The sequence below is a fragment of the Rhizobium sp. GCM10022189 genome, assembly GCF_042656325.1.
In the GTDB taxonomy this organism is placed as follows: Bacteria; Pseudomonadota; Alphaproteobacteria; order Rhizobiales; family Rhizobiaceae; genus Rhizobium.
Genome location: NZ_JBHSOR010000049.1, coordinates 1423 through 18807 on the forward strand (window position 1 = coordinate 1423; position 17385 = coordinate 18807).

The following is a 17385-nucleotide window of genomic DNA, read 5'->3' on the forward strand; positions in this document are numbered from 1 at the left end:
ACCCTCGCCGCGCAGCACGCTGCCGGCGCCCACCAGCCCGCCGAGGCGGATGCGGGTGCCGGGTGCGACCGGGTTGCCGGCGAGATCGCCCGGCATGTAGAAATAGGCGACCGACTGGCTGAAGGCGAACAGCACGAGCAGCACGGCGGCGGCGATGAAGCCCATGCCGCCGGCAATCACCGCCAGGCGTTTCTGCTTGCGCGTCATTCCGTCAACCCCTCCGTGGCGATGCCGAGTTCCCTGGCCAGCGCCAGCAATTGCCGGCCCTCGTTCCCGGAGGCCGGGAAGGCGGCCAGGCCGCGCTTCAGCGCGTCTGCAGCGCGATCCTTGTCGTTCAATACGGCGTAAGAGCGGACAAGGCGCATCCAGCCCTCGAAATTGTCGGGATCGGCGCTCAGTCTGGCGTCGAGGCTTTCCACCATGCCGCGGATCATCTGCTGGCGCTCGCCGCTGCTCATCGTTCCGGCCGCCGCCACGTCCTCGGCCGTCGGGCCATCCGGCGCGGCGGAGCCGGCGGCCGGCGGGGCGGCAGGCGCAGACGCCGTGCCGCCGTTCCGGGCGATATGTTCGTTGACCAGCGCCAGCCAGGGCGCATCGGCCGGCGACTGCTTCGCCAGCGCCTCGAAGGCGCCGCGTGCCGCCTCCGCCTGTCCCGCCTGCTCCAGGCTCAAGGCAATGTAGAAGCGGGCGCGCGGGTTGTCGGGTTCGAGGGCGAGCGACTGTTCCAGCGCCTTGCGCGCATCCTCGGTCACGACACCTTCGGCAGTCGCCATCAGCGTTTCGGCAAGGCCGTCGAGACGCGCCGGGCTCGGGCCGAGCAGACGGATGGCGTTGCGATAGGCGGCCTCGGCATCGGACAGGCGCATGGTGCTGAAATAGATCGGCGCCAGCACGTCCCAGCCCCGGCCGTCATCGGGGTTCTGGGCCAGATGCCGCTCGGCCTTGGCGACGAGGACGGCCATGTCCCTGCCGGGATTGGCAAGGCGGGCTTCCAGCGGCTGCGACGGCAGGTCGGGCCTGCCGGTATTGATATAAAGACAGAGCCCGACGACCGGCAGGAGCAAAACGATGAAGGCTTCCGCCAGCCGGTGGCGGCGCGCCGGCTGGCGCGCCTCGGCGGGGGAAGCACCGGAAACGGCGATCAGGCGCCGGCCGATCTCGGCGCGGGCGTAATCGGCCTCGTCGGCATTGATCAGGCCGCCCGCAAGGTCGCGGTCGAGTTCGCGCAGCTGGTCGCGATAGACGGCCGCTTCGCCGGCGCGCGTGTCCTCCACCGCCTTTGCCCGACGCAAAAGAGGGTAAAGCAGGATGACGGCAACCGCCGCCGTCAGGACAGCCACGAGAATCCAGAACAGCATATCGGCCCAAATACTTGAAGCGCGCCCTCATTCCAACTGCCAATGCCGGAATGACGAAGATTTGAGGCTTTTGGCCGCAAGCGGGGCCGGCGGGCAGGCTCAGCCGAGCGGCGACCAGGTGCCGTTCTCGTTGCGACAGGCAACGCCGCGCGCCAGCGCATCCTTGCCGTCGGCCGTCACCGTATGGGTGTACTGGCGGCAATTCTGCGAGCCGACCTGATAGGGGGCGGCGGCCACGACGCTGCCCTTGGCATCCCGGCCGGTCCAGGTGACGGGCTGGCCGACGGCGGCACCTTCCAGCGCGCGATATTCGGCCTCCAGCGCCCGCTGCCTGTCGCTGTCGCCGAGCTGCACGCCGGTGCGCCCGACAATGCCGCCCTGCAGCGCGGAGATGAAAGCGGCCGAGGCCGGCGGCTTGCTGGCGCCGAAAAGGCCTCGCGAGGTGGCGCCCTTCGTCGTCGTGCAGCCAGAGAGCGCGACGGCGACGAGAAGGGAGGAAACGATCATGCCTTGCGAACGTAGAGTCATTGCAATCGAACCACGATCAGGGGTGGGAGTTCAGCCGATCGAAGTGCAGCGTCCCCGTGTCAGCATTAAGGCAAAGCATGCTATACATTTGCCACTATCTTTGTGACATCAAGCAGTTGCTCATGCAACATCCTTTGTCACACCCGGCAGGATAAGCTTGGCTTTCAGCCCGCCCCACTCGCCGCGCGAAAGCTCCAGCCGGCCCTGGTACTCGTTGGAAATCTCGGTGACGATGGACAGGCCGAGGCCGGTTCCGGGCTTGCTTTCGTCCAGCCGCCGGCCGCGCTTCAGCGCCTCGCGGATCTGGTCGGGCTCCAGGCCGGGGCCGTCGTCCTCGACGGAAAGCTCGACCCAGTGCTTGCGGGCGCTCGCCTCGGTTCCCCGCACGTCCTCGCCGGCTTCGACGGCCTGGAGGCGCACCTTGCTTTTGGCGAAACGGGCAGCGTTTTCCAGGAGGTTGCCCACCGTTTCCTCCAGATCCTGCTGCTCCATGGCGACGGCCAGATGCGGCGGCTGCACGATCAGCTCGAATTCGGTCTCGACGTTCAGGCGGCGCATGACGCGCACCAGCCGCTCCAGCGCCGGCTCGGCATCGGTTCTCGCCAGCACGGATTCGCGCTGGGCGGCGATGCGGGCGCGGTTGAGATAGGATTGCACCTGCCCCTGCATGGCCTCGGCCTGGTTGCGCACGAGGTCGCCATGCGACCGGTCGAGCACGCGCGCCTCGTTGAGCAGCACGGCAATCGGCGTCTTCAGCGAATGGGCGAGATTGCCGACCTGCATGCGCGCCCGCTCGACGATGCGGCGGTTGCTGTCGATCAGCGCATTGACCTCGTTGGCAAGCGGCAGGATTTCGCGCGGGAAATCGCCCTTCAGCTGCTCGCTTTCGCCGGCGCGGATGCGCTCGAGGGCGGCGCGCGCCTTGTCCAGCGGCTTGAGGCCGTAGAGAATGGCGAGCGCATTGACGATGAGGCTGCCGACGCCAAAGCCGGCGAGCGCCAGATAGAGCCGGTGGGAAAAGTTGCGCACGTCGTCTTCCACGACATCGACATTGCCGGTGACGCGGAAGCGGGCGGCGCGGCCGTCGGTATCGAGCACGACTTCGGTTTCGGCCACCTGCACGCGGTTTCCGGAAGCGTCCGTCACCTGGTAATAGCGCTCGTAATTCTTGTCGAAGGGCGCTTCGACCACCGACAGGACCGGAATGGTCGCCGAGCCGAGCGAGGGCGAAACCAGCGGCGCGGTCGTATAGGTGCCGAGCGGCTCGACCACCCAGTACCAGCCGGTCTTCGGCTGGGCGAAGCGCAGGTCGCCGAGCTGCGGGCTGCCGGACAGCGCGCCCTGATCGCCGATCGTCACGGAATTGATGACATTGTAGAGCTGGGCGCGCAGCAGGTCCTGAAAGCCGCGTTCGGCGCTGCGCCTGTAAAGCGTCGAAATCAAAAGGCCGATCACCACCAGCGCCACCGTCGACCAGACCGTGGTCAGAAGCAGCACGCGTGCGGTGAGCGACTTAATTCGCATTGGTCGGCGCTTGGATGCGGTAGCCGAGACCGCGCACCGTTTCGATCAGATCGACGCCCATCTTCTTGCGCAGGCGGCCGACGAAGACCTCGATCGTATTGGAATCGCGGTCGAAATCCTGATCGTACATATGTTCGACCAGCTCCGTGCGGGAGACCACCTCGCCCATGTGATGCATGAGATAGGCAAGCAGGCGGTATTCGTGCGAGGTGAGTTTCAGCGTCACACCGTTGACGATCGCCTTCGAGGTCTTGGTGTCGAGCCGCACCGGGCCGCAGACGATTTCGGAGGAGGCATGGCCGGCGGCGCGGCGGATGAGCGCGCGGATGCGGGCGAGCACTTCCTCGACATGGAAAGGCTTGGTCACGTAATCGTCGGCGCCGGCGTCGATGCCGGCCACCTTGTCGCTCCAGCGGTCGCGCGCGGTCAGGATCAGCACCGGCACGGTGCGGCCGGCGCCGCGCCATTTTTCGAGCACGGTCACACCGTCCATTTCCGGCAGGCCGATATCGAGGATGATGGCGTCATAGGGTTCGGTATCGCCGAGGAAGTGGCCCTCCTCGCCGTCGAAGGCCTGATCGACCACGTAACCCGCCTCTTTCAGCGTGTCGCTCAGCTGCCGGTTCAGATTGACGTCGTCTTCGACTACCAGAATGCGCATCGCTTCGCCTTCTTCCGCTGCAAATCACTGGAACCTTGATAAGCCGATTCCGCTTACATCGGAACCTTTACCGTTAGCTTGCGCGGACGCTGGCCGTTACCCTGGACGAGAACGGTTATGATGCAGACATTGCCCACCGGCTGCACGGAAAGAAGCTGGCCGCCGGTCTCGTCCACGACCTGCTGGGCTGCGGTGCTGCAATCGCCGGCCACACGCAGGACAAGCGTGTGCGTATCGTCCGGTGAGGGCGCCGAAACCGCCAGGCCGGCGGCCAATGCTGCGACGCTCAGAGGAGAGGCCATGTGCTGTGCTTTCAATGTAATGCCAACGTGCTGAGACTATGTACTCAAGCGACCTGAATGGCAAATGAATGCACGGTAATGAAGGTTTTTTAGAACAATTCTCGACTATTGCGCGAAATATACATGAATTCCGAACGATACGGCTAAGGTCTTCTGCCGCCGCGAAAATCCCGGCACCCGGCAGACGCGTGCCGGATCTGTCCGGCCGCACCTTTCCCCGTCTGGTTGAATCTGCTATCGCTGCGGCTCCTTCATCCGTTCCATCTCCGGGTCCATGCAGACATCATTCCCGTTTCGTACGGCGCAGACAGTTGGCGTGCTCGCCGTCACCCAGCTGATCGGCTGGGGCACGACTTTCGACATGCTCGGCGTCATGGGCCGCGTCATCGCGCCCTCGCTCGGGCTGCCGAACGAGGCGATCTTTGCCGGGCTGACGGTCATGATGGTCATCAGCGCCTTTGCCGGCCCGGCCACCGGGCGCTGGCTCGGCCGCTACGGAGCAGCAAGGGTGCTGGCCGCCTCTTCGGTCATCATTGCGGCCGGCCTGCTGCTGCTTGCCGCCGCCGCCAACATCGCCGTCTATGCGCTCGCCTGGGTCGTGATCGGCTTCGGCGGCGCGCTCGGCCTTTCGGCGCCCTGCTATACCGCCGTCGTGGAGCGCGAGGGCGCCAACGGCAAACGCGTCATCGCCATCCTGATGCTGTTCACCGGCCTTTCGGCCACCATCTTCTGGCCGATCCTGACGCTGCTCAGCGACAATTTCGGCTGGCGCGTCACCCTCCTCGTCTCGGCCGGCCTGCACTTCTTCGTCTGCCTGCCGCTGCATCTCTTCGGGCTGCCGAAGCCGGTGGCGGCGCACACGCAGGGGACCGGCGCCGAAACGCCACCGGTGGAGCTTTCGCCGGCCGACCGGCGCAGGGCCTTCCTGCTGATTGCCGTCTTCACCACGCTCTGCACCTTCGTCACCTTCGGCGTGTCGCCGTCGCTGATCGAAATCTTCCGCCAGTCGGGCGCCTCGCCGGCGCTTGCCCTGCAGCTCGGCTCGGCGCGCGGCGTCATCGGCATTTCGGCGCGCGCGCTCGACATGCTGCTCGGCAGACGCGGCAATCCGATCCTGACATCGGTCATGGGCGTCAGCCTGATGTTCTTCAGTTTCCTGATGCTCTTCGTCCTGCCGCCATCGACGCCGCTGCTCGTCACTTTCGTGCTGCTCTACGGCTTCGGCTCCGGCGTGCTGGCGGTCGCCCGCGCGCTGCTGCCGCTCGCCCTCTTCTCGGCAAAAGACTACGGGCTGCAGGCGGCCCGCCTGTCGATGCCGCAGAACCTCGCCAATGCGGTGGCGCCCGTCGTCTTCACCGCCATCCTCGACCGCGCCGGCGCCGGCCCGACGCTTGTCACCTGCGCGGCGCTGGCGGCTATCGCGCTGGTTTTCGTGATGATGCTTTCGGCGCTGGTGCGCGGCGCAAGCGCGAGCGCGCAGCCGGCCTGACAGCCCGTGACCCCGGCAGCGGCAGCCGCCGATCCGCCAAGCTTCTGAATCATTTACGACTTTTTCTTCCGAGCCTGCATCCGGCAGTTCACAACCCGGTTCAGCTGTGGCCGAAGGCCGTTTTTGGCCATCTTCTAACCCATTGATCCTGAATAAGAATTTCGTTTAGTGTAGCAAAAGTGCCGTTTTTTCGGGCTAAGTCATTGATTCTGAATAGGTGATCCACAAACCCTCAAAAATACGCATAAAGAAATTCAAAATCGGGGAACGCGGGCTCCGAACGAAATTTTTTATAAAAGTTTTTTCGCCTGTCAGCATCACTTATTCAGAATCAATGACTTAGCCGAAGAATGGCTGCATTGCCGGCGCACTGAACGGAATAGTTATTCAGATTCAAGGGGATAGAGCGGCGCGGCCGCTGCCGTCAGTCCTGCAGGGGGCGTGTGACGGCCCTGGCGCTGTCGAAATCGGCCGCCGTCCTGGTGTCGCGCAGCGGTTTGACCGTGCGGGTGGAGCGATCGTAATCGGGATGCGCCTTGTAGGCGGCGAGCGCTTCCTCGCTCTCGAATTCGCCATAGACGACGAAATCGACCGCGTTGCCCCACTGGTCCGTCTTGACGTTTTCGCCGATTTCCAGCTTCAGCGCGTGCGGGATGCCGGTCAATATCGAAAGCCCCTTGCGCACCGCCTCGCGGTTTTGCTCCGGCACGGTGAAGAAGACGATATGGCGGATCACGCGGAATACTCCTGTGGGACGTCTATAGGCCCGAAAGCTCTGGGGGCCTGAAGCTTTGGACCCGCCGGGCGATAACACGCGCCGCCCGCGCCTTCAACCGGGCCACAATGCCGCGCCGGCCGCGTGGCGATCGTTCAGACCGGCTTGCGGCGCTTGCGCCCCTTGTTTTCGCGCATGGCGGCGAGGAATGTCCGGCCGTAGTCGGCAAGCTTTTCGGCCCGGTCGGTGCCGTTGACGATGCGGCGCGCGTTGACCCAGTCTTCCCTCTCCGCGTTGAAATGGTCGCAGAGCCGATGGCCGGTGAAGCTGCCGCGCAGCATGCCCTCGACCAGGATCGTCACGGCCGGCGCCATTTCCATGGCGCGGTCGGGCCGGGCGACGAGATCGATGCCAGTGACCTCGCTCATCGCCTCGTAGTTCCGCTTGTGGGTGAGCTGCACCAGGCCGCGGCCGAGCCAGGACTTGCCCTCCTCGTCGGCGCGCCAGTAGGGCGACTTCACCCAGGAGAGCCGGCCGGCGGCGAATGCGGCCTCGAGGATCTCGACGGCACGCGAATCGCTTTCCGCCAGCGTCTCGCGCACAGGCTGCATCGTATAGGCGGTCTCGTGAAAGGCGGTCGCCAATATATAGGCCAGCCAGCGCCGATCTGCGGTAGCCAGATTCGCGTCCCAGTAGTCAAGGATGGCGTTCATGCCTTCGATCCGGGCAGGGTTAAGGCTGCCCTTGAACAGCGAGCGGCTTACGCTGCGAAAGAAGAATTGCCGATCGAGCGAGACAGTCATGATACGCTTCCTGCAGGTCCTTTGTGGTTAACGTCCGCTTAATCGATTGAAATTAACTAAATCGTTTCAAGTGTGACGCCGGTTCATTTACACGCAGATTTTATTGTGCGATGCATCAATTCGTAACCACACCCTTGCTGAGGAAGAGAGGTATACGATGCAAACCACCGCAGAAACTCCGACCAAGATCCCCCAGCACGTCGTCGACCAGATGGAAAACGAGTGGCGCCAGGTCCGCACGCAGCGCGAGAATCCGCGCCCGGTCAGCCTGCCCTCCCGGAACGACGCCTAAACACAATCCTGACGGGTGAGGGCGTCATGGCCCCCCCTCACCCGCTTGCGGCATTCGCTCCGCTGCCGGGGCGGCGGCCATAACCTATCTTCCAGGTTGCGCCGCGGCCAGCCTGCCGGCCAGCCGGTCCACCGTTCTTCGAAACATATCCGTGTCGTCAAGCGCCCGCGAGAGCACCAGCGCGCCCTGAATGCCGGATACCGCCTCCTCGGCGGCGGCAAGGGCCGCAGCCTCGCCGCAGCCGGCGCGGACCAGCGCCCGGCACAGCGCCTCGATCCAGCGGACGAAATAATCGCGGATGGCGGGCGAGAAGCGCTCGCGGGTTTCGTCCAGCGCAAAGGCGCCGACGAGGCAGATGCGGCGGCCGGAGCGGAAATAATCCATCACGTTCGCCCACATCGCATCGATCGCCGCGGCCGCGTCGTCGCGGCGCAGGGGCTCGTAGACGGCGCGTTCGAACCAGACGTCGACATCGGCAAGGACGGCGGCCGCCATCTCCTCCTTGCCGCCGGGGAAGAAGTGATAGAGGCTGCCCTTGCCGATGCCGGTGCGCTCGGTAATGCGGCTCAGCGTCGTGCCCTCGTAGCCGAGCTCGCGGAAGATCTCGGCGAGCAGCGGCACGATATCGGCACGTTCATAAACGGTTTTCACGCGTCACCCCGGGGCCTCAGAGGCCGAGGTCGGAAAGGCCCGGATGGTCGTCGGGCCGCCGGCCGAGCGGCCAGTGGAACTTGCGATCCGAATCCCGGATCGGCAGATCGTTGATGCAGGCGAAACGGCGCTGCATCAAGCCCTCGGCGTCGAATTCCCAGTTCTCGTTGCCATAGGAGCGGAACCAGTTGCCGCTGTCGTCGTGCCATTCATAGGCGAAACGCACGGCGATGCGGTTGTCGGTGAAGGCCCAGAGTTCCTTGATCAGCCGGTAATCCAGTTCCTTGGCCCATTTGCGGGTCAGGAAGGCGACGATCTCGGCGCGGCCGGTGACGAATTCGGCGCGGTTGCGCCACCGGCTATCCGGCGTGTAGACGAGCGAGACGCGCTGCGGATCGCGGCTGTTCCAGCCGTCTTCGGCAAGGCGGACCTTCCGGGCTGCGGTTTCCTCGGTGAAGGGGGGAAGCGGTGCGGGCATGCCTGGTCTCCTTGGTTGATCTGTACCTTTCGTTCCGCATTGTACCGATCGGTACAATCTACACAAGGGACTTGGGCAGCCGTTTCCTGCGGCATTTTGGCGTCGCAGAACGACGGCCGCCCGAGCAGCAAAAAGGCCGCCCGACGGTGCGAGCGGCCTTCAGACGCAGAGATCAGGGTGTCCCGCGCGATCCTTGATTGCCCGAGATCAGGCAAGCCTGCCCTCTTCCGCCTTGTAGAAATACTGGCTTGCGACCAGCCATCCCTTCAGCGGCCTCAGCGGCGGAATGCAGGTGGCGAACATGAAGGGACCGGTGACCAGAAGCTGGACCCAGAGCGGGGCGGAAAAGGCCACTTCCAGCCACACGCCCAGGAGCACGCTCGGCACGCAGGCGAAGCAGATGACGAAAAAGGCCGGGCCGTCGGCCGGGTCGGCGAAGGAATAATCCAGCCCGCAGACTTCGCATTCCTTCTTGAGCGTGAGGAAACCCTTGAACATATGCCCCTGTCCGCAGCGCGGGCAGCGGCCCCGGATGCCGGTCTGCATCGGAGGGAGCGGAGGATATTCGGTGTCCATGGCGATCTCGCTTTCGGCGTTGCGGGGCATTGGGAGAATCCATTCAATGCCGATTATTGTATGCATACAATATAATTACATTGAAAGCGGATTGCCAGTCCATTCGTCAGAATGACGCAGCGATTTTGTGGGCTGGGTTTACGCGGTTTGGCGGCGGCGGGATTTGTCACCGCTGGAACAAGTTTGCGCGCTCGCCAAAACCCCTCCCCAACCCCTCCCCACAAGGGGGAGGGACTAACCCGTGGCACCGCATCACCCAGCTAGAAACACTGAAGAAGTGAGGGCGAGTGCAGCAGGTTAAGCCCCTCCCCCTTGTGGGGAGGGGTTTGGGGCGGGGTCTTTACAGATTGAATTGAAGCGGAAGGCGGACCAGCGGCTCAAAAAAACGAAGCCGACAGTTCCGGCGGGCCTTCGAGCGCGTGGGCCATGAAGTCCAGCGCGCCCTTCAGCCTCTCGCGGCCGATCGGGCCGCCGAGGCAGACGCGCACGGCTTCGGCGGCCGCCCCTTCCACCGTGAAGGCGTCGCTTGCCACCACGCCGATGCCGGAGGCGCGCATGTGGCTGCCGAAGGTGGAGCGGGTCCAGCCGTTGGTGAGCGGCAGCCAGATGTTGAAGCTGATCGGATCGGCCCTGTAGCTGCCTTCGGGCAGGATATCGGCCACCATCTGCTGGCGCGCGCCCGCCTCGGCGCGGATGAAGCGGAGGATCGCGTCTGCCGTGCCGTCCTCGATCCAGCGGGTGGCGAGCGCCACGGTCATCGGCGAGGCCATGACAGTGTTGGCGCGCATGGCGCTGACGAAGGGCCAGATCGCCTTGGTATCCGGCGCCACGACATAGGCGAGGCGCAGGCCGGCGCCGATGCATTTGGCAAGGCCGCCGATGTGCCAGGTAAGATCCGGCGCGATTGCTGCGAGCGGCGGCGGGCCGTGCAGCGGGATGAAGCCGTAGGCGTCGTCCTCGACGACGGGCACGTGATATTTGCGGGCGACGGCGGCGATCTCCTCGCGGCGCTTTTCCGGAATGGTCAGCGTCAGCGGGTTCTGCAGGGTCGGGTTGAGATAGAGCGCCTTCGGAGCCAGGCGCTCGCAGGCTTCCGCGAAAGCATCGGGCAGGATGCCCGCCTCGTCCATCGGCAGGCCGGAGAGGTTGAGCCGCAGCTGGGCGGCGATCGAGCGCATGCCGGGATAGGTGATGTTTTCCGACAGCACGGTTTCGCCGGGCTTTGCCAGCAGGCCGAAGATCGCAAGCAGCGCCGGATGGGCGCCGGGCGTGACGAAGATGCGCTCCTGCGAGGGCACCAGCCCGCGGCGGCTGAGCCAGGCGGCGGCGGCCTCCTTGTCCATGCCGGAACCGCCGAAACCCTGGTAGCGCAGGAGCGGAATGAGATTGGTCGCCACCGCCGACATGCCCTCGCGCATGCGGGCGATCAGGTCCTGATCGTCGGGCTCCGGCGGCAGGTTCATCGAAAAGTCGACGACGGAGGCGCGGCGCGGATCGGGCGCGGCATCGGAGGCGAAGCCGCGCCGCTCGCGGTCCTGCCCGCCGGTGACGAAGGTGCCGCGGCCGACATGGGAATCCACCAGGCCGCGCTTCTGCGCTTCCACATAACCGCGCGCGACCGTGGTGAAATCGATGTTGAGGCGCCTGGCGAGCTCACGCTGCGGCGGCAGCCTGTCGCCCACAGCCAGCACGCCGCTTCTCAGATCCATCTCGATGAGATCGGCAATCGCCATGTAACGGGGGCTGGAGGAGCGGGCAAGGTCGGGATGCCAGTCTTTCATTTCATGATCCGCAATTCGTGATCGGCGCAGAAGGGATTCCTGATGACATTGACCGTATATTGTTGCATGATCCCGCTGTCACGTAAAAACGTCGGCCGACAGGAGCCTGACGGATGACCGAATGCCGCATTTGAGACTGGCATGTTCCGCGACGCGGAAAACCTCCTTGCATTGATAGCACATTGATTGCATTCATTTCATTCACATTTGCATTCATTTTTTGCACGAAAATGCTTGCCAAATCGGCGTCAATTCCAACTCACCTCCGAATTGAATGCATAATTGAATGCTTTTAAACATGAATTGACTGCTATTTGTGCAAAGTCAATTTGGCACGGTGCTTGCAATTCAATGGCTGTACCCCGCGACAGGGGCCTGACTTCAAACACAGGAGCCATTCATGCCCGCAGTTACCGCACCGGCCCACGCAGATGGAGACTTCTTCGTCGATTACGAAGAGAAGGTCTTTGAAGACGTCCAGGCCAAGGAGGGCGAGAAAGCCCTCATCACCTTCCATACCGTCGCCTTCGAAGGCTCGATCGGCCTTGTGAACCTGCTGCAGGCCAAGCGCCTGAAGCGCAAGGGCTTCGAAACATCGGTGCTTCTCTATGGTCCCGGCGTCACACTCGGCGTGCAGCGCGGCTTTCCCAAACTCGGCGCGGAAGCCTTTCCCGGCCATCTGAACTTCAACAACCAGATCAAGGGCTTCATGGAAGAAGGCGGCAAGGTCTATGCCTGCCGCTTCGCGCTGCAGGCGCTCTATGGCCATGGCGAGCAGTCGCTCATCCCCGGCATCCGCCCGATCAGTCCGCTCGACGTGCTGGACATGATCCTGATCCACCGTCGCGACGGCGCCTTCATCCTCGACACCTGGACGCTCTGACCCGCGGGGAGCGAACCCTTCTCCCCGGCGGGGAGAAGGGGAAAGCAAAGAAGGATTTCGCCATGGAAAAGAAAATGACCGTCCGGGCCGCCGCCGCGCAGATCGCGCCGGACCTGACCTCGCGCGAAAAGACGCTGGCGCGCGTGCTGGAGACAATAACCGAGGCGGCTGCCAAGGGTGCCGAGATCGTCGTCTTTCCGGAGACCTTCGTTCCCTGGTATCCCTATTTCTCCTTCGTGCTGCCGCCGGTTCTCTCCGGCCGCGAGCATCTGCGCCTTTATGAAGAGGCTGTCACCGTTCCGAGCGCGGCCACCGATGCGGTCGCAGCGGCGGCCCGCGAGCACGGCATCGTCGTGGCGCTCGGCGTCAACGAGCGCGATCACGGCTCGCTCTACAATACCCAGCTGCTCTTCGATGCCGACGGTCGCCTCATTCTCAAGCGCCGCAAGATCACGCCGACCTATCATGAGCGGATGATCTGGGGCCAGGGCGACGGCTCCGGGCTTTCGGTGGTCGACAGCCGCATCGGGCGGCTCGGCGCGCTGGCCTGCTGGGAACATTACAATCCGCTCGCCCGCTATGCGCTGATGGCCCAGCACGAGGAAATCCACATCGCCCAGTTTCCGGGCTCGATGGTCGGGCCGATCTTTGCCGAGCAGATGGAGGTGACGATCCGCCATCATGCGCTGGAAAGCGGCTGCTTCGTCGTCAACGCCACCGGCTGGCTGAGCGACGAGCAGATCGCCTCCATCACGCCCGACCAGGGCCTGCAGAAGGCGCTGCGCGGCGGCTGCATGACCGCCATCATCTCGCCCGAGGGCAAGCATCTCGCTCCGCCGATCACCGAGGGCGAAGGCATCCTGATCGCCGATCTCGACATGAGCCTGATCACCAAGCGCAAGCGGATGATGGATTCGGTCGGCCACTATGCCCGCCCGGAACTGCTGCATCTCGTCATGGACGGCCGCGCCACCCAGCCGATGGTCGGCTCCGCACATTCCTTTGAAACAGACATAGGGACCAAAAGCGATGGAAAACACGACGTTTCTGCCGACCGAGACGCTGATCAACGAATTGCAGTCCTTCGGAGCCAGGCTGGTTGATCCCAAGGCCGGGCACGAGAGCCGCCGCGGCGGCGCCGGCCCGTCCGACCACAAGGCGCTGACCATCGACGGCATGACGGTGATGGTGCCGGTCCATACCGCGCCGGCCTTCGAAAGCCCCTATCTGGTGGAAAAGCCCGACGAGGCCGGCAAGAGCCGCATCAGCCGCGACGGGCGCGTGCTCGGCGAAGTCTCCTTCCCGCTGCGCCCGCGCTTCTACGAGCGGTCTACCGCCGATGGCATCCCCTATTCGCAGATTGCCGTGCTGCACGGGCGCGACGTGCTGGCGACCACGGTGCTGCAGACCTGCATCCGCTACCAGAGCCGCACCAAGACCTGTCAGTTCTGCGCCATCGGCCAGTCGCTGGCGGCCGGCCGCACCGTCGCCCACAAGACGCCACAGCAGCTGGCGGAAGTCGCCAAGGCCGCCGTCGAGCTCGATGGCGTCAAGCATATGGTGATGACGACAGGCACGCCGAAGGGGCCGGATCGCGGCGCTTCCATCCTTGCCGACAGCGCCCGCGCCATCAAGGCCGCCGTCAACCTGCCGATCCAGGCGCAGTGCGAGCCGCCGGAAGACGACATCTGGTTCTCGGTCATGAAGGAAGCCGGCGTCGATGCGCTCGGCATGCATCTGGAAGTCGTCACGCCGGAGCTGCGCGAACGCATCATGCCCGGCAAGGCGCAGGTGCCGATCTCGAAATACATGGCTTCCTTCAAGGCCGCCGTCGAGGTGTTCGGACGCGGCCAGGTCTCGACCTATATCCTCGCCGGCCTTGGCGACACGCGCGAGGCGATCCTCGATATCTGCGAAAAGCTGGTTGTAACAGGCGTCTATCCCTTCGTCGTGCCCTTCGTGCCGATTTCGGGAACGCCGCTCGAAAGCCATCCGGCGCCGAAGCCTGATTTCATGCATTCGATCCTCGGCCCGCTCTCGAAAATGCTGGTCGACAGCGGCTTGAAGGCCGTCGATATCAAGGCCGGCTGCGGCAAGTGCGGCGCCTGCTCTGCCCTTTCCTCCTATGAAAGGATGCTGAGCAAATGATGCTGGAACCCTTCCCGCCCTATCGCGCCAGCGAATTCCAGGTGAAGTTTTCCACCTCCGACTGGGAGCGGCAGGAAGCGCATGCGCTGCGCCGCGCCGTCTTCTGCGAGGAGCAGAGGATTTTCGAGAGCGACGACCGCGATGCGACCGACGATCACGCCATCCCGATCGTGGCGCTGTCGATGATGGGCGTTGCGGCCGACCGGGTGGTCGGCACCGTGCGCATCCATCAGGAGGAGCCCGGCCTCTGGTGGGGTTCGCGGCTCGCCGTGCATGAGGATTTCCGCAAGATCGGCGCGCTGGGTGCCACGCTGATCCGGCTTGCCGTCTCCTCGGCCAATGCGATGGGCTGCCACACGTTTCTTGCCAATGTGCAGGTGCAGAACGGGCTGCTCTTCCGCCGGCTGCACTGGGAGGTGATCGAGGAATTCGAGGTCTACGGCAAGCCGCATCTGAGGATGAAGGCCGATCTTGCCTGGTATCCGCCCTGCCCGACGCCGGAAACCGGGCTGGTGGCGCTTGCGAAGAAGGCGGCGTGATGGGCGACAGGATCGACATCAGGGCGCTCGCCGCCAAACTTTCGGCCTCCTCCGGCATCGCCGCCAAGGCGGATATCGGCACGGTTGCCGCAAGCCTCGGCCTTGCCGGCCAGCCGGTGGCGGTGGGTGACGATTGCGCGGCCCTGCCCGACGGCGACGGCTACCTGCTCTTTGCCATCGAGGGCTTCATCAACGAATTCGTCGCGGCCGATCCCTGGTTTGCCGGCTGGTGCGGGGTGATGGTCAATATTTCCGATGTCGCCGCCATGGGCGGCCGCCCTCTCGCCGTCGTCGATGCCGTCTGGGCGAATGGCGAGGCGGGTGCGGCCCCCGTGCTCGAAGGCATGCGGGCGGCGGCCAGCACCTTCGGCGTGCCTGTTGTCGGCGGCCATACCAATATCCGCAGCGATCGCGGCCAGCTCTCGGTCGCCATTCTCGGCAGGGCGAAAAAGCTGCTGACGAGTTTCGATGCGAAGCCCGGCGATGTGCTGATTGGCGCGATCGACCATCGCGGCCGCTACCGCGAACCGTTCAGCAACTGGGAAGCGGCAACCGATGCGCCGCCCGCCCGGCTGCGCGGCGATCTGGAGATCCTGCCCGAGATTGCGGAGGCCGGACTGGCGCTCGCCGCCAAGGATATCAGCCAGGGCGGCATTGTCGGCACGGCGATCATGCTCGCGGAATGTTCCGGGGTCGGCATCGATATCGATGTTCCGGCAATCCCGCTGCCGGATGGCGTGGCGCTGGAGCGCTGGCTCGCGACCTTCCCAAGCTTCGGCTACCTGATTTCCACCGCGCCCGAAAAGGCCGATGCGGTGATCCTGCGTTTTGCCAAGCGCAACATCAGCGCGGCCGCGATCGGCACCGTCAAAGCCGGCAGCGAAGTGGCGATAACGGATGGCGCCGACCGTGTCGTGATCCGCGATCATGCCGAGACGCCGCTGCTGCAGCTTGGCCGGCGGGAGGATGCCGCATGAGCCGGCCGCTGCGCATCGCCATGCTCTCCCACTCCACCAACCCGCGCGGCGGCGTGGTGCATGCCATGCAGCTTTCCGAGGCGCTTGCTGGTCTCGGCCATGAGGTGGTTCTGCATGCGCCGGATGCCAAGGGGGCGGGTTTCTTTCGCAAGCCGGCCTGTGGTGCTGTGTGTGTGCCGGTTGCGGCCGTTTCTCCCTTCTCCCCAGCGGGGAGAAGGTGGCCCGAAGGGTCGGATGAGGGGGCCGCGGACATAGAGTCTGCCTCTCGCCTGCCGCTCGAGGCGTCGCTTCGCTCCGCCCCCTCATCTGCCCTGCGAGCATCGACCGGGGTTGAGTCACTGGTCTCAACCCGTCCTTCGGACCCCCGCGGGGGAGAAGGGGGAGCAGGTGGCACTGCCTCTGCCACAACCAGCAGCGTGAGGACTGAAGTCGCAACATCCGAGATGACAGCCATGGTCGAGCAGCGGATCGCCGATTATGTCCGCTATTTCGAGACCCCCGCCGCCCGCGACTTCGATATTTTCCACGCCCATGACGGCATTTCCGGCAATGCGCTGGCAACCCTGAAGGAGCGCGGGTTGATCCCGCGCTTCGTCCGCACCGTGCACCACATCGACCAGTTCGCCGATCCCAGGCTGATGCAGCTGCAGGACCGTTCCATCGACCGGGCCGACCTGTTCTTCACCGTCAGCTCGATGTGGCGCAAGACGCTCAAGGAAAGGCGCGGCATCGACTCCACCGTCGTCGGCAACGGCGTCGATACCGGGCGTTTCTCGCCCGCCGTGGATGCCGGCGCGCTGCGCGGCAAGCTCGGCCTGCGCGATGGCCCTGTTTTCCTCGCCGTCGGCGGCATCGAGGCGCGCAAGAATACGATCGCCATGCTCGAAGCCTTCGGCCAAGTGCGCGCGATCCGCCCGGACGCGCAATTCGTCATCGCCGGCGGTGCTTCGCTGCTCGATCATCGCGGCTATCAGGGCGAATTCCGCGCCGTGCTTGCCTCGCTCGGTGAACATGCGGCGGCCGTCCATATCCTCGGCACCGTTGCCGACGCGGACATGCCCGCACTTTACCGGCTGGCCGATACGCTGGTCTTCGCCTCGGTCAAGGAGGGTTTCGGCCTCGTCGTGCTGGAGGCGATGGCGAGCGGCGTGCCCGTCGTCGTCTCCTCGATTGCGCCTTTCACCGAATATCTCGGCGCCGACGACGTCGTCTGGTGCGATCCGCAGAATGCCGGCTCGATCGCGGAGGCCATGGCGATCTCGCTCATGCCGCCGGTGCGTGCGGGGCTTATCCCGCGCGGGCTCGACCTTGCCGCCCGCCACAGCTGGCAGCGCACGGCTGCCGCCCATCTCCAAGCCTACGAGACATTGAAGGAGCCTGCCCATGCCTGAAATGCGTTTCGTCATCGCCTGGCCGGATGGCCGCGAGGAGACCTGTTATTCGCCCTCGCTCGTCATCCGCGATTTCTTCGAGGAGGGCCAGACCTATCCGATCCGCGATTTTCTCGACCGCAGCCGCAAGGCGCTGACCATCGCCAGCGACCGGGTGGAGGCGAAATACGGCTATCCCTGCTCGCTCGCCCGCGGCCAGCTTGCCCGCATCGAGGAGGCGGGCAGCCTGTTTCTTGCCGATGCCGATGCCCGCGTGCGCTGCGAAAGCTTCATTCTCTGAAAGGAACCC

General features: G+C 64.7%; 21 protein-coding genes. 9 read left to right on the forward strand and 12 right to left on the reverse strand.

What is annotated here, in order from left to right; translation table 11 throughout:
- From ACFPWW_RS20990 to ACFPWW_RS21015, 6 genes are all read right to left on the reverse strand, one after another.
- The coding region (locus tag ACFPWW_RS20990) for a cytochrome c maturation protein CcmE (protein ID WP_377312816.1) at positions 1–207 on the reverse strand (207 nt) is incomplete at its 3' end.
- Positions 204–1358: a c-type cytochrome biogenesis protein CcmI gene (ccmI, locus tag ACFPWW_RS20995; protein WP_377313125.1), complete on the reverse strand. Its 1155-nt coding sequence runs from the start codon at positions 1356–1358 to the stop codon at positions 204–206. The genes ccmI and ACFPWW_RS20990, both read right to left, overlap by 4 nt.
- A 99-nt stretch (positions 1359–1457) precedes the next feature.
- On the reverse strand, positions 1458–1886 hold the full coding sequence (locus tag ACFPWW_RS21000) for a hypothetical protein (RefSeq protein ID WP_112573156.1): 429 nt from the start codon (positions 1884–1886) through the stop codon (positions 1458–1460).
- 120 nt (positions 1887–2006) lie between these two features.
- Positions 2007–3410, reverse strand: a complete 1404-nt coding sequence (locus tag ACFPWW_RS21005) for an ATP-binding protein (RefSeq protein WP_112573158.1) — start codon at positions 3408–3410, stop codon at positions 2007–2009.
- Complete coding sequence (locus ACFPWW_RS21010) at positions 3400–4071, reverse strand: response regulator transcription factor (protein ID WP_112573160.1); 672 nt, start codon at positions 4069–4071, stop codon at positions 3400–3402. Before ACFPWW_RS21010 ends, ACFPWW_RS21005 begins: the two co-directional genes overlap by 11 nt.
- Positions 4072–4124: 53 nt before the next feature.
- Positions 4125–4373: a hypothetical protein gene (locus ACFPWW_RS21015; RefSeq protein WP_377313126.1), complete on the reverse strand. Its 249-nt coding sequence runs from the start codon at positions 4371–4373 to the stop codon at positions 4125–4127.
- A 274-nt stretch (positions 4374–4647) separates the two neighbouring features.
- Between ACFPWW_RS21015 and ACFPWW_RS21020 the strand changes: the two genes are divergently transcribed.
- Positions 4648–5862 (forward strand): MFS transporter, encoded by a 1215-nt coding sequence (locus ACFPWW_RS21020; protein ID WP_377313127.1) that lies wholly within the window; start codon positions 4648–4650, stop codon positions 5860–5862.
- A 424-nt stretch (positions 5863–6286) separates the two neighbouring features.
- Here ACFPWW_RS21020 and ACFPWW_RS21025 read toward each other — a convergent pair whose 3' ends face one another.
- Together ACFPWW_RS21025 and ACFPWW_RS21030 are read right to left on the reverse strand one after the other, a co-directional pair.
- Positions 6287–6598, reverse strand: a complete 312-nt coding sequence (locus ACFPWW_RS21025) for a Dabb family protein (RefSeq protein WP_112705397.1) — start codon at positions 6596–6598, stop codon at positions 6287–6289.
- Between the two features lie 134 nt (positions 6599–6732).
- A complete protein-coding gene (locus ACFPWW_RS21030) occupies positions 6733–7380 on the reverse strand; it encodes a hypothetical protein (RefSeq protein WP_112756474.1) in 648 nt (215 codons plus the stop codon).
- 157 nt (positions 7381–7537) lie between these two features.
- On the opposite strand from ACFPWW_RS21030, the gene ACFPWW_RS21035 reads away from it, so the two are divergent.
- A complete protein-coding gene (locus ACFPWW_RS21035) occupies positions 7538–7672 on the forward strand; it encodes a hypothetical protein (RefSeq protein WP_377313128.1) in 135 nt (44 codons plus the stop codon).
- 84 nt (positions 7673–7756) lie between these two features.
- Here ACFPWW_RS21035 and ACFPWW_RS21040 read toward each other — a convergent pair whose 3' ends face one another.
- The 4 genes from ACFPWW_RS21040 to ACFPWW_RS21055 form a co-directional block, all read right to left on the reverse strand.
- Complete coding sequence (locus ACFPWW_RS21040) at positions 7757–8323, reverse strand: TetR/AcrR family transcriptional regulator (RefSeq protein ID WP_377313129.1); 567 nt, start codon at positions 8321–8323, stop codon at positions 7757–7759.
- A gap of 16 nt (positions 8324–8339) precedes the next feature.
- Positions 8340–8801, reverse strand: coding sequence for a DUF1348 family protein (locus ACFPWW_RS21045; protein ID WP_112573173.1), 462 nt, complete (start codon positions 8799–8801; stop codon positions 8340–8342).
- Positions 8802–9008: 207 nt separating this feature from the next.
- A complete protein-coding gene (locus tag ACFPWW_RS21050) occupies positions 9009–9377 on the reverse strand; it encodes a DUF983 domain-containing protein (protein WP_112573175.1) in 369 nt (122 codons plus the stop codon).
- Positions 9378–9754: 377 nt separating this feature from the next.
- Complete coding sequence (locus ACFPWW_RS21055; RefSeq protein ID WP_112568742.1) at positions 9755–11158, reverse strand: PLP-dependent aminotransferase family protein; 1404 nt, start codon at positions 11156–11158, stop codon at positions 9755–9757.
- A gap of 400 nt (positions 11159–11558) precedes the next feature.
- Here ACFPWW_RS21055 and ACFPWW_RS21060 point away from each other — a divergent pair, with 400 nt between their 5' ends.
- The 7 genes from ACFPWW_RS21060 (at position 11559) to ACFPWW_RS21090 (ending at position 17376) form a co-directional block, all read left to right on the forward strand.
- On the forward strand, positions 11559–12041 hold the full coding sequence (locus ACFPWW_RS21060; protein WP_113427328.1) for an MSMEG_0572/Sll0783 family nitrogen starvation response protein: 483 nt from the start codon (positions 11559–11561) through the stop codon (positions 12039–12041).
- Positions 12042–12103: 62 nt separating this feature from the next.
- The gene (locus ACFPWW_RS21065; RefSeq protein ID WP_377313130.1) at positions 12104–13144 is read left to right on the forward strand and encodes a Nit6803 family nitrilase; all 1041 of its coding nucleotides are present in this window, start codon (positions 12104–12106) and stop codon (positions 13142–13144) included.
- Positions 13071–14189 (forward strand): MSMEG_0568 family radical SAM protein, encoded by a 1119-nt coding sequence (locus tag ACFPWW_RS21070; protein ID WP_377313131.1) that lies wholly within the window; start codon positions 13071–13073, stop codon positions 14187–14189. The genes ACFPWW_RS21065 and ACFPWW_RS21070 overlap by 74 nt, the downstream gene beginning before the upstream one ends.
- The gene (locus ACFPWW_RS21075) at positions 14186–14728 is read left to right on the forward strand and encodes an MSMEG_0567/Sll0786 family nitrogen starvation N-acetyltransferase (protein WP_112568734.1); all 543 of its coding nucleotides are present in this window, start codon (positions 14186–14188) and stop codon (positions 14726–14728) included. The genes ACFPWW_RS21070 and ACFPWW_RS21075 overlap by 4 nt, the downstream gene beginning before the upstream one ends.
- Positions 14728–15705: a sll0787 family AIR synthase-like protein gene (locus tag ACFPWW_RS21080; protein WP_112756484.1), complete on the forward strand. Its 978-nt coding sequence runs from the start codon at positions 14728–14730 to the stop codon at positions 15703–15705. Before ACFPWW_RS21075 ends, ACFPWW_RS21080 begins: the two co-directional genes overlap by 1 nt.
- Positions 15702–17096, forward strand: a complete 1395-nt coding sequence (locus tag ACFPWW_RS21085) for an MSMEG_0565 family glycosyltransferase (protein ID WP_112756486.1) — start codon at positions 15702–15704, stop codon at positions 17094–17096. The genes ACFPWW_RS21080 and ACFPWW_RS21085 overlap by 4 nt, the downstream gene beginning before the upstream one ends.
- Positions 17089–17376 carry an MSMEG_0570 family nitrogen starvation response protein gene (locus ACFPWW_RS21090; RefSeq protein WP_112568728.1) on the forward strand — a complete coding sequence of 96 codons (288 nt, stop codon included), beginning with the start codon at positions 17089–17091 and terminating at the stop codon, positions 17374–17376. The genes ACFPWW_RS21085 and ACFPWW_RS21090 overlap by 8 nt, the downstream gene beginning before the upstream one ends.
- Positions 17377–17385: the final 9 nt, after the last annotated feature.

Excerpts from the sequence above, each read along its gene's own strand:
- ACFPWW_RS21085 (WP_112756486.1), top strand. The coding sequence starts at position 15,702 with ATGAGCCGGCCGCTGCGCATCGCCATGCTCTCCCACTCCACCAACCCG.
- ACFPWW_RS21010 (WP_112573160.1), bottom strand. The coding sequence starts at position 4,071 with ATGCGCATTCTGGTAGTCGAAGACGACGTCAATCTGAACCGGCAGCTG.
- ACFPWW_RS21075 (WP_112568734.1), top strand. The coding sequence starts at position 14,186 with ATGATGCTGGAACCCTTCCCGCCCTATCGCGCCAGCGAATTCCAGGTG.
- ACFPWW_RS21065 (WP_377313130.1), top strand. The coding sequence starts at position 12,104 with ATGGAAAAGAAAATGACCGTCCGGGCCGCCGCCGCGCAGATCGCGCCG.
- ACFPWW_RS21000 (WP_112573156.1), bottom strand. The coding sequence starts at position 1,886 with ATGACTCTACGTTCGCAAGGCATGATCGTTTCCTCCCTTCTCGTCGCC.
- ccmI (WP_377313125.1), bottom strand. The coding sequence starts at position 1,358 with ATGCTGTTCTGGATTCTCGTGGCTGTCCTGACGGCGGCGGTTGCCGTC.
- ACFPWW_RS21005 (WP_112573158.1), bottom strand. The coding sequence starts at position 3,410 with ATGCGAATTAAGTCGCTCACCGCACGCGTGCTGCTTCTGACCACGGTC.
- ACFPWW_RS21045 (WP_112573173.1), bottom strand. The coding sequence starts at position 8,801 with ATGCCCGCACCGCTTCCCCCCTTCACCGAGGAAACCGCAGCCCGGAAG.
- ACFPWW_RS21090 (WP_112568728.1), top strand. The coding sequence starts at position 17,089 with ATGCCTGAAATGCGTTTCGTCATCGCCTGGCCGGATGGCCGCGAGGAG.
- ACFPWW_RS21080 (WP_112756484.1), top strand. The coding sequence starts at position 14,728 with ATGGGCGACAGGATCGACATCAGGGCGCTCGCCGCCAAACTTTCGGCC.
- ACFPWW_RS21015 (WP_377313126.1), bottom strand. The coding sequence starts at position 4,373 with ATGGCCTCTCCTCTGAGCGTCGCAGCATTGGCCGCCGGCCTGGCGGTT.
- ACFPWW_RS21060 (WP_113427328.1), top strand. The coding sequence starts at position 11,559 with ATGCCCGCAGTTACCGCACCGGCCCACGCAGATGGAGACTTCTTCGTC.
- ACFPWW_RS21070 (WP_377313131.1), top strand. The coding sequence starts at position 13,071 with ATGGAAAACACGACGTTTCTGCCGACCGAGACGCTGATCAACGAATTG.
- ACFPWW_RS21035 (WP_377313128.1), top strand. The coding sequence starts at position 7,538 with ATGCAAACCACCGCAGAAACTCCGACCAAGATCCCCCAGCACGTCGTC.
- ACFPWW_RS21020 (WP_377313127.1), top strand. The coding sequence starts at position 4,648 with ATGCAGACATCATTCCCGTTTCGTACGGCGCAGACAGTTGGCGTGCTC.
- ACFPWW_RS21030 (WP_112756474.1), bottom strand. The coding sequence starts at position 7,380 with ATGACTGTCTCGCTCGATCGGCAATTCTTCTTTCGCAGCGTAAGCCGC.
- ACFPWW_RS21055 (WP_112568742.1), bottom strand. The coding sequence starts at position 11,158 with ATGAAAGACTGGCATCCCGACCTTGCCCGCTCCTCCAGCCCCCGTTAC.
- ACFPWW_RS21050 (WP_112573175.1), bottom strand. The coding sequence starts at position 9,377 with ATGGACACCGAATATCCTCCGCTCCCTCCGATGCAGACCGGCATCCGG.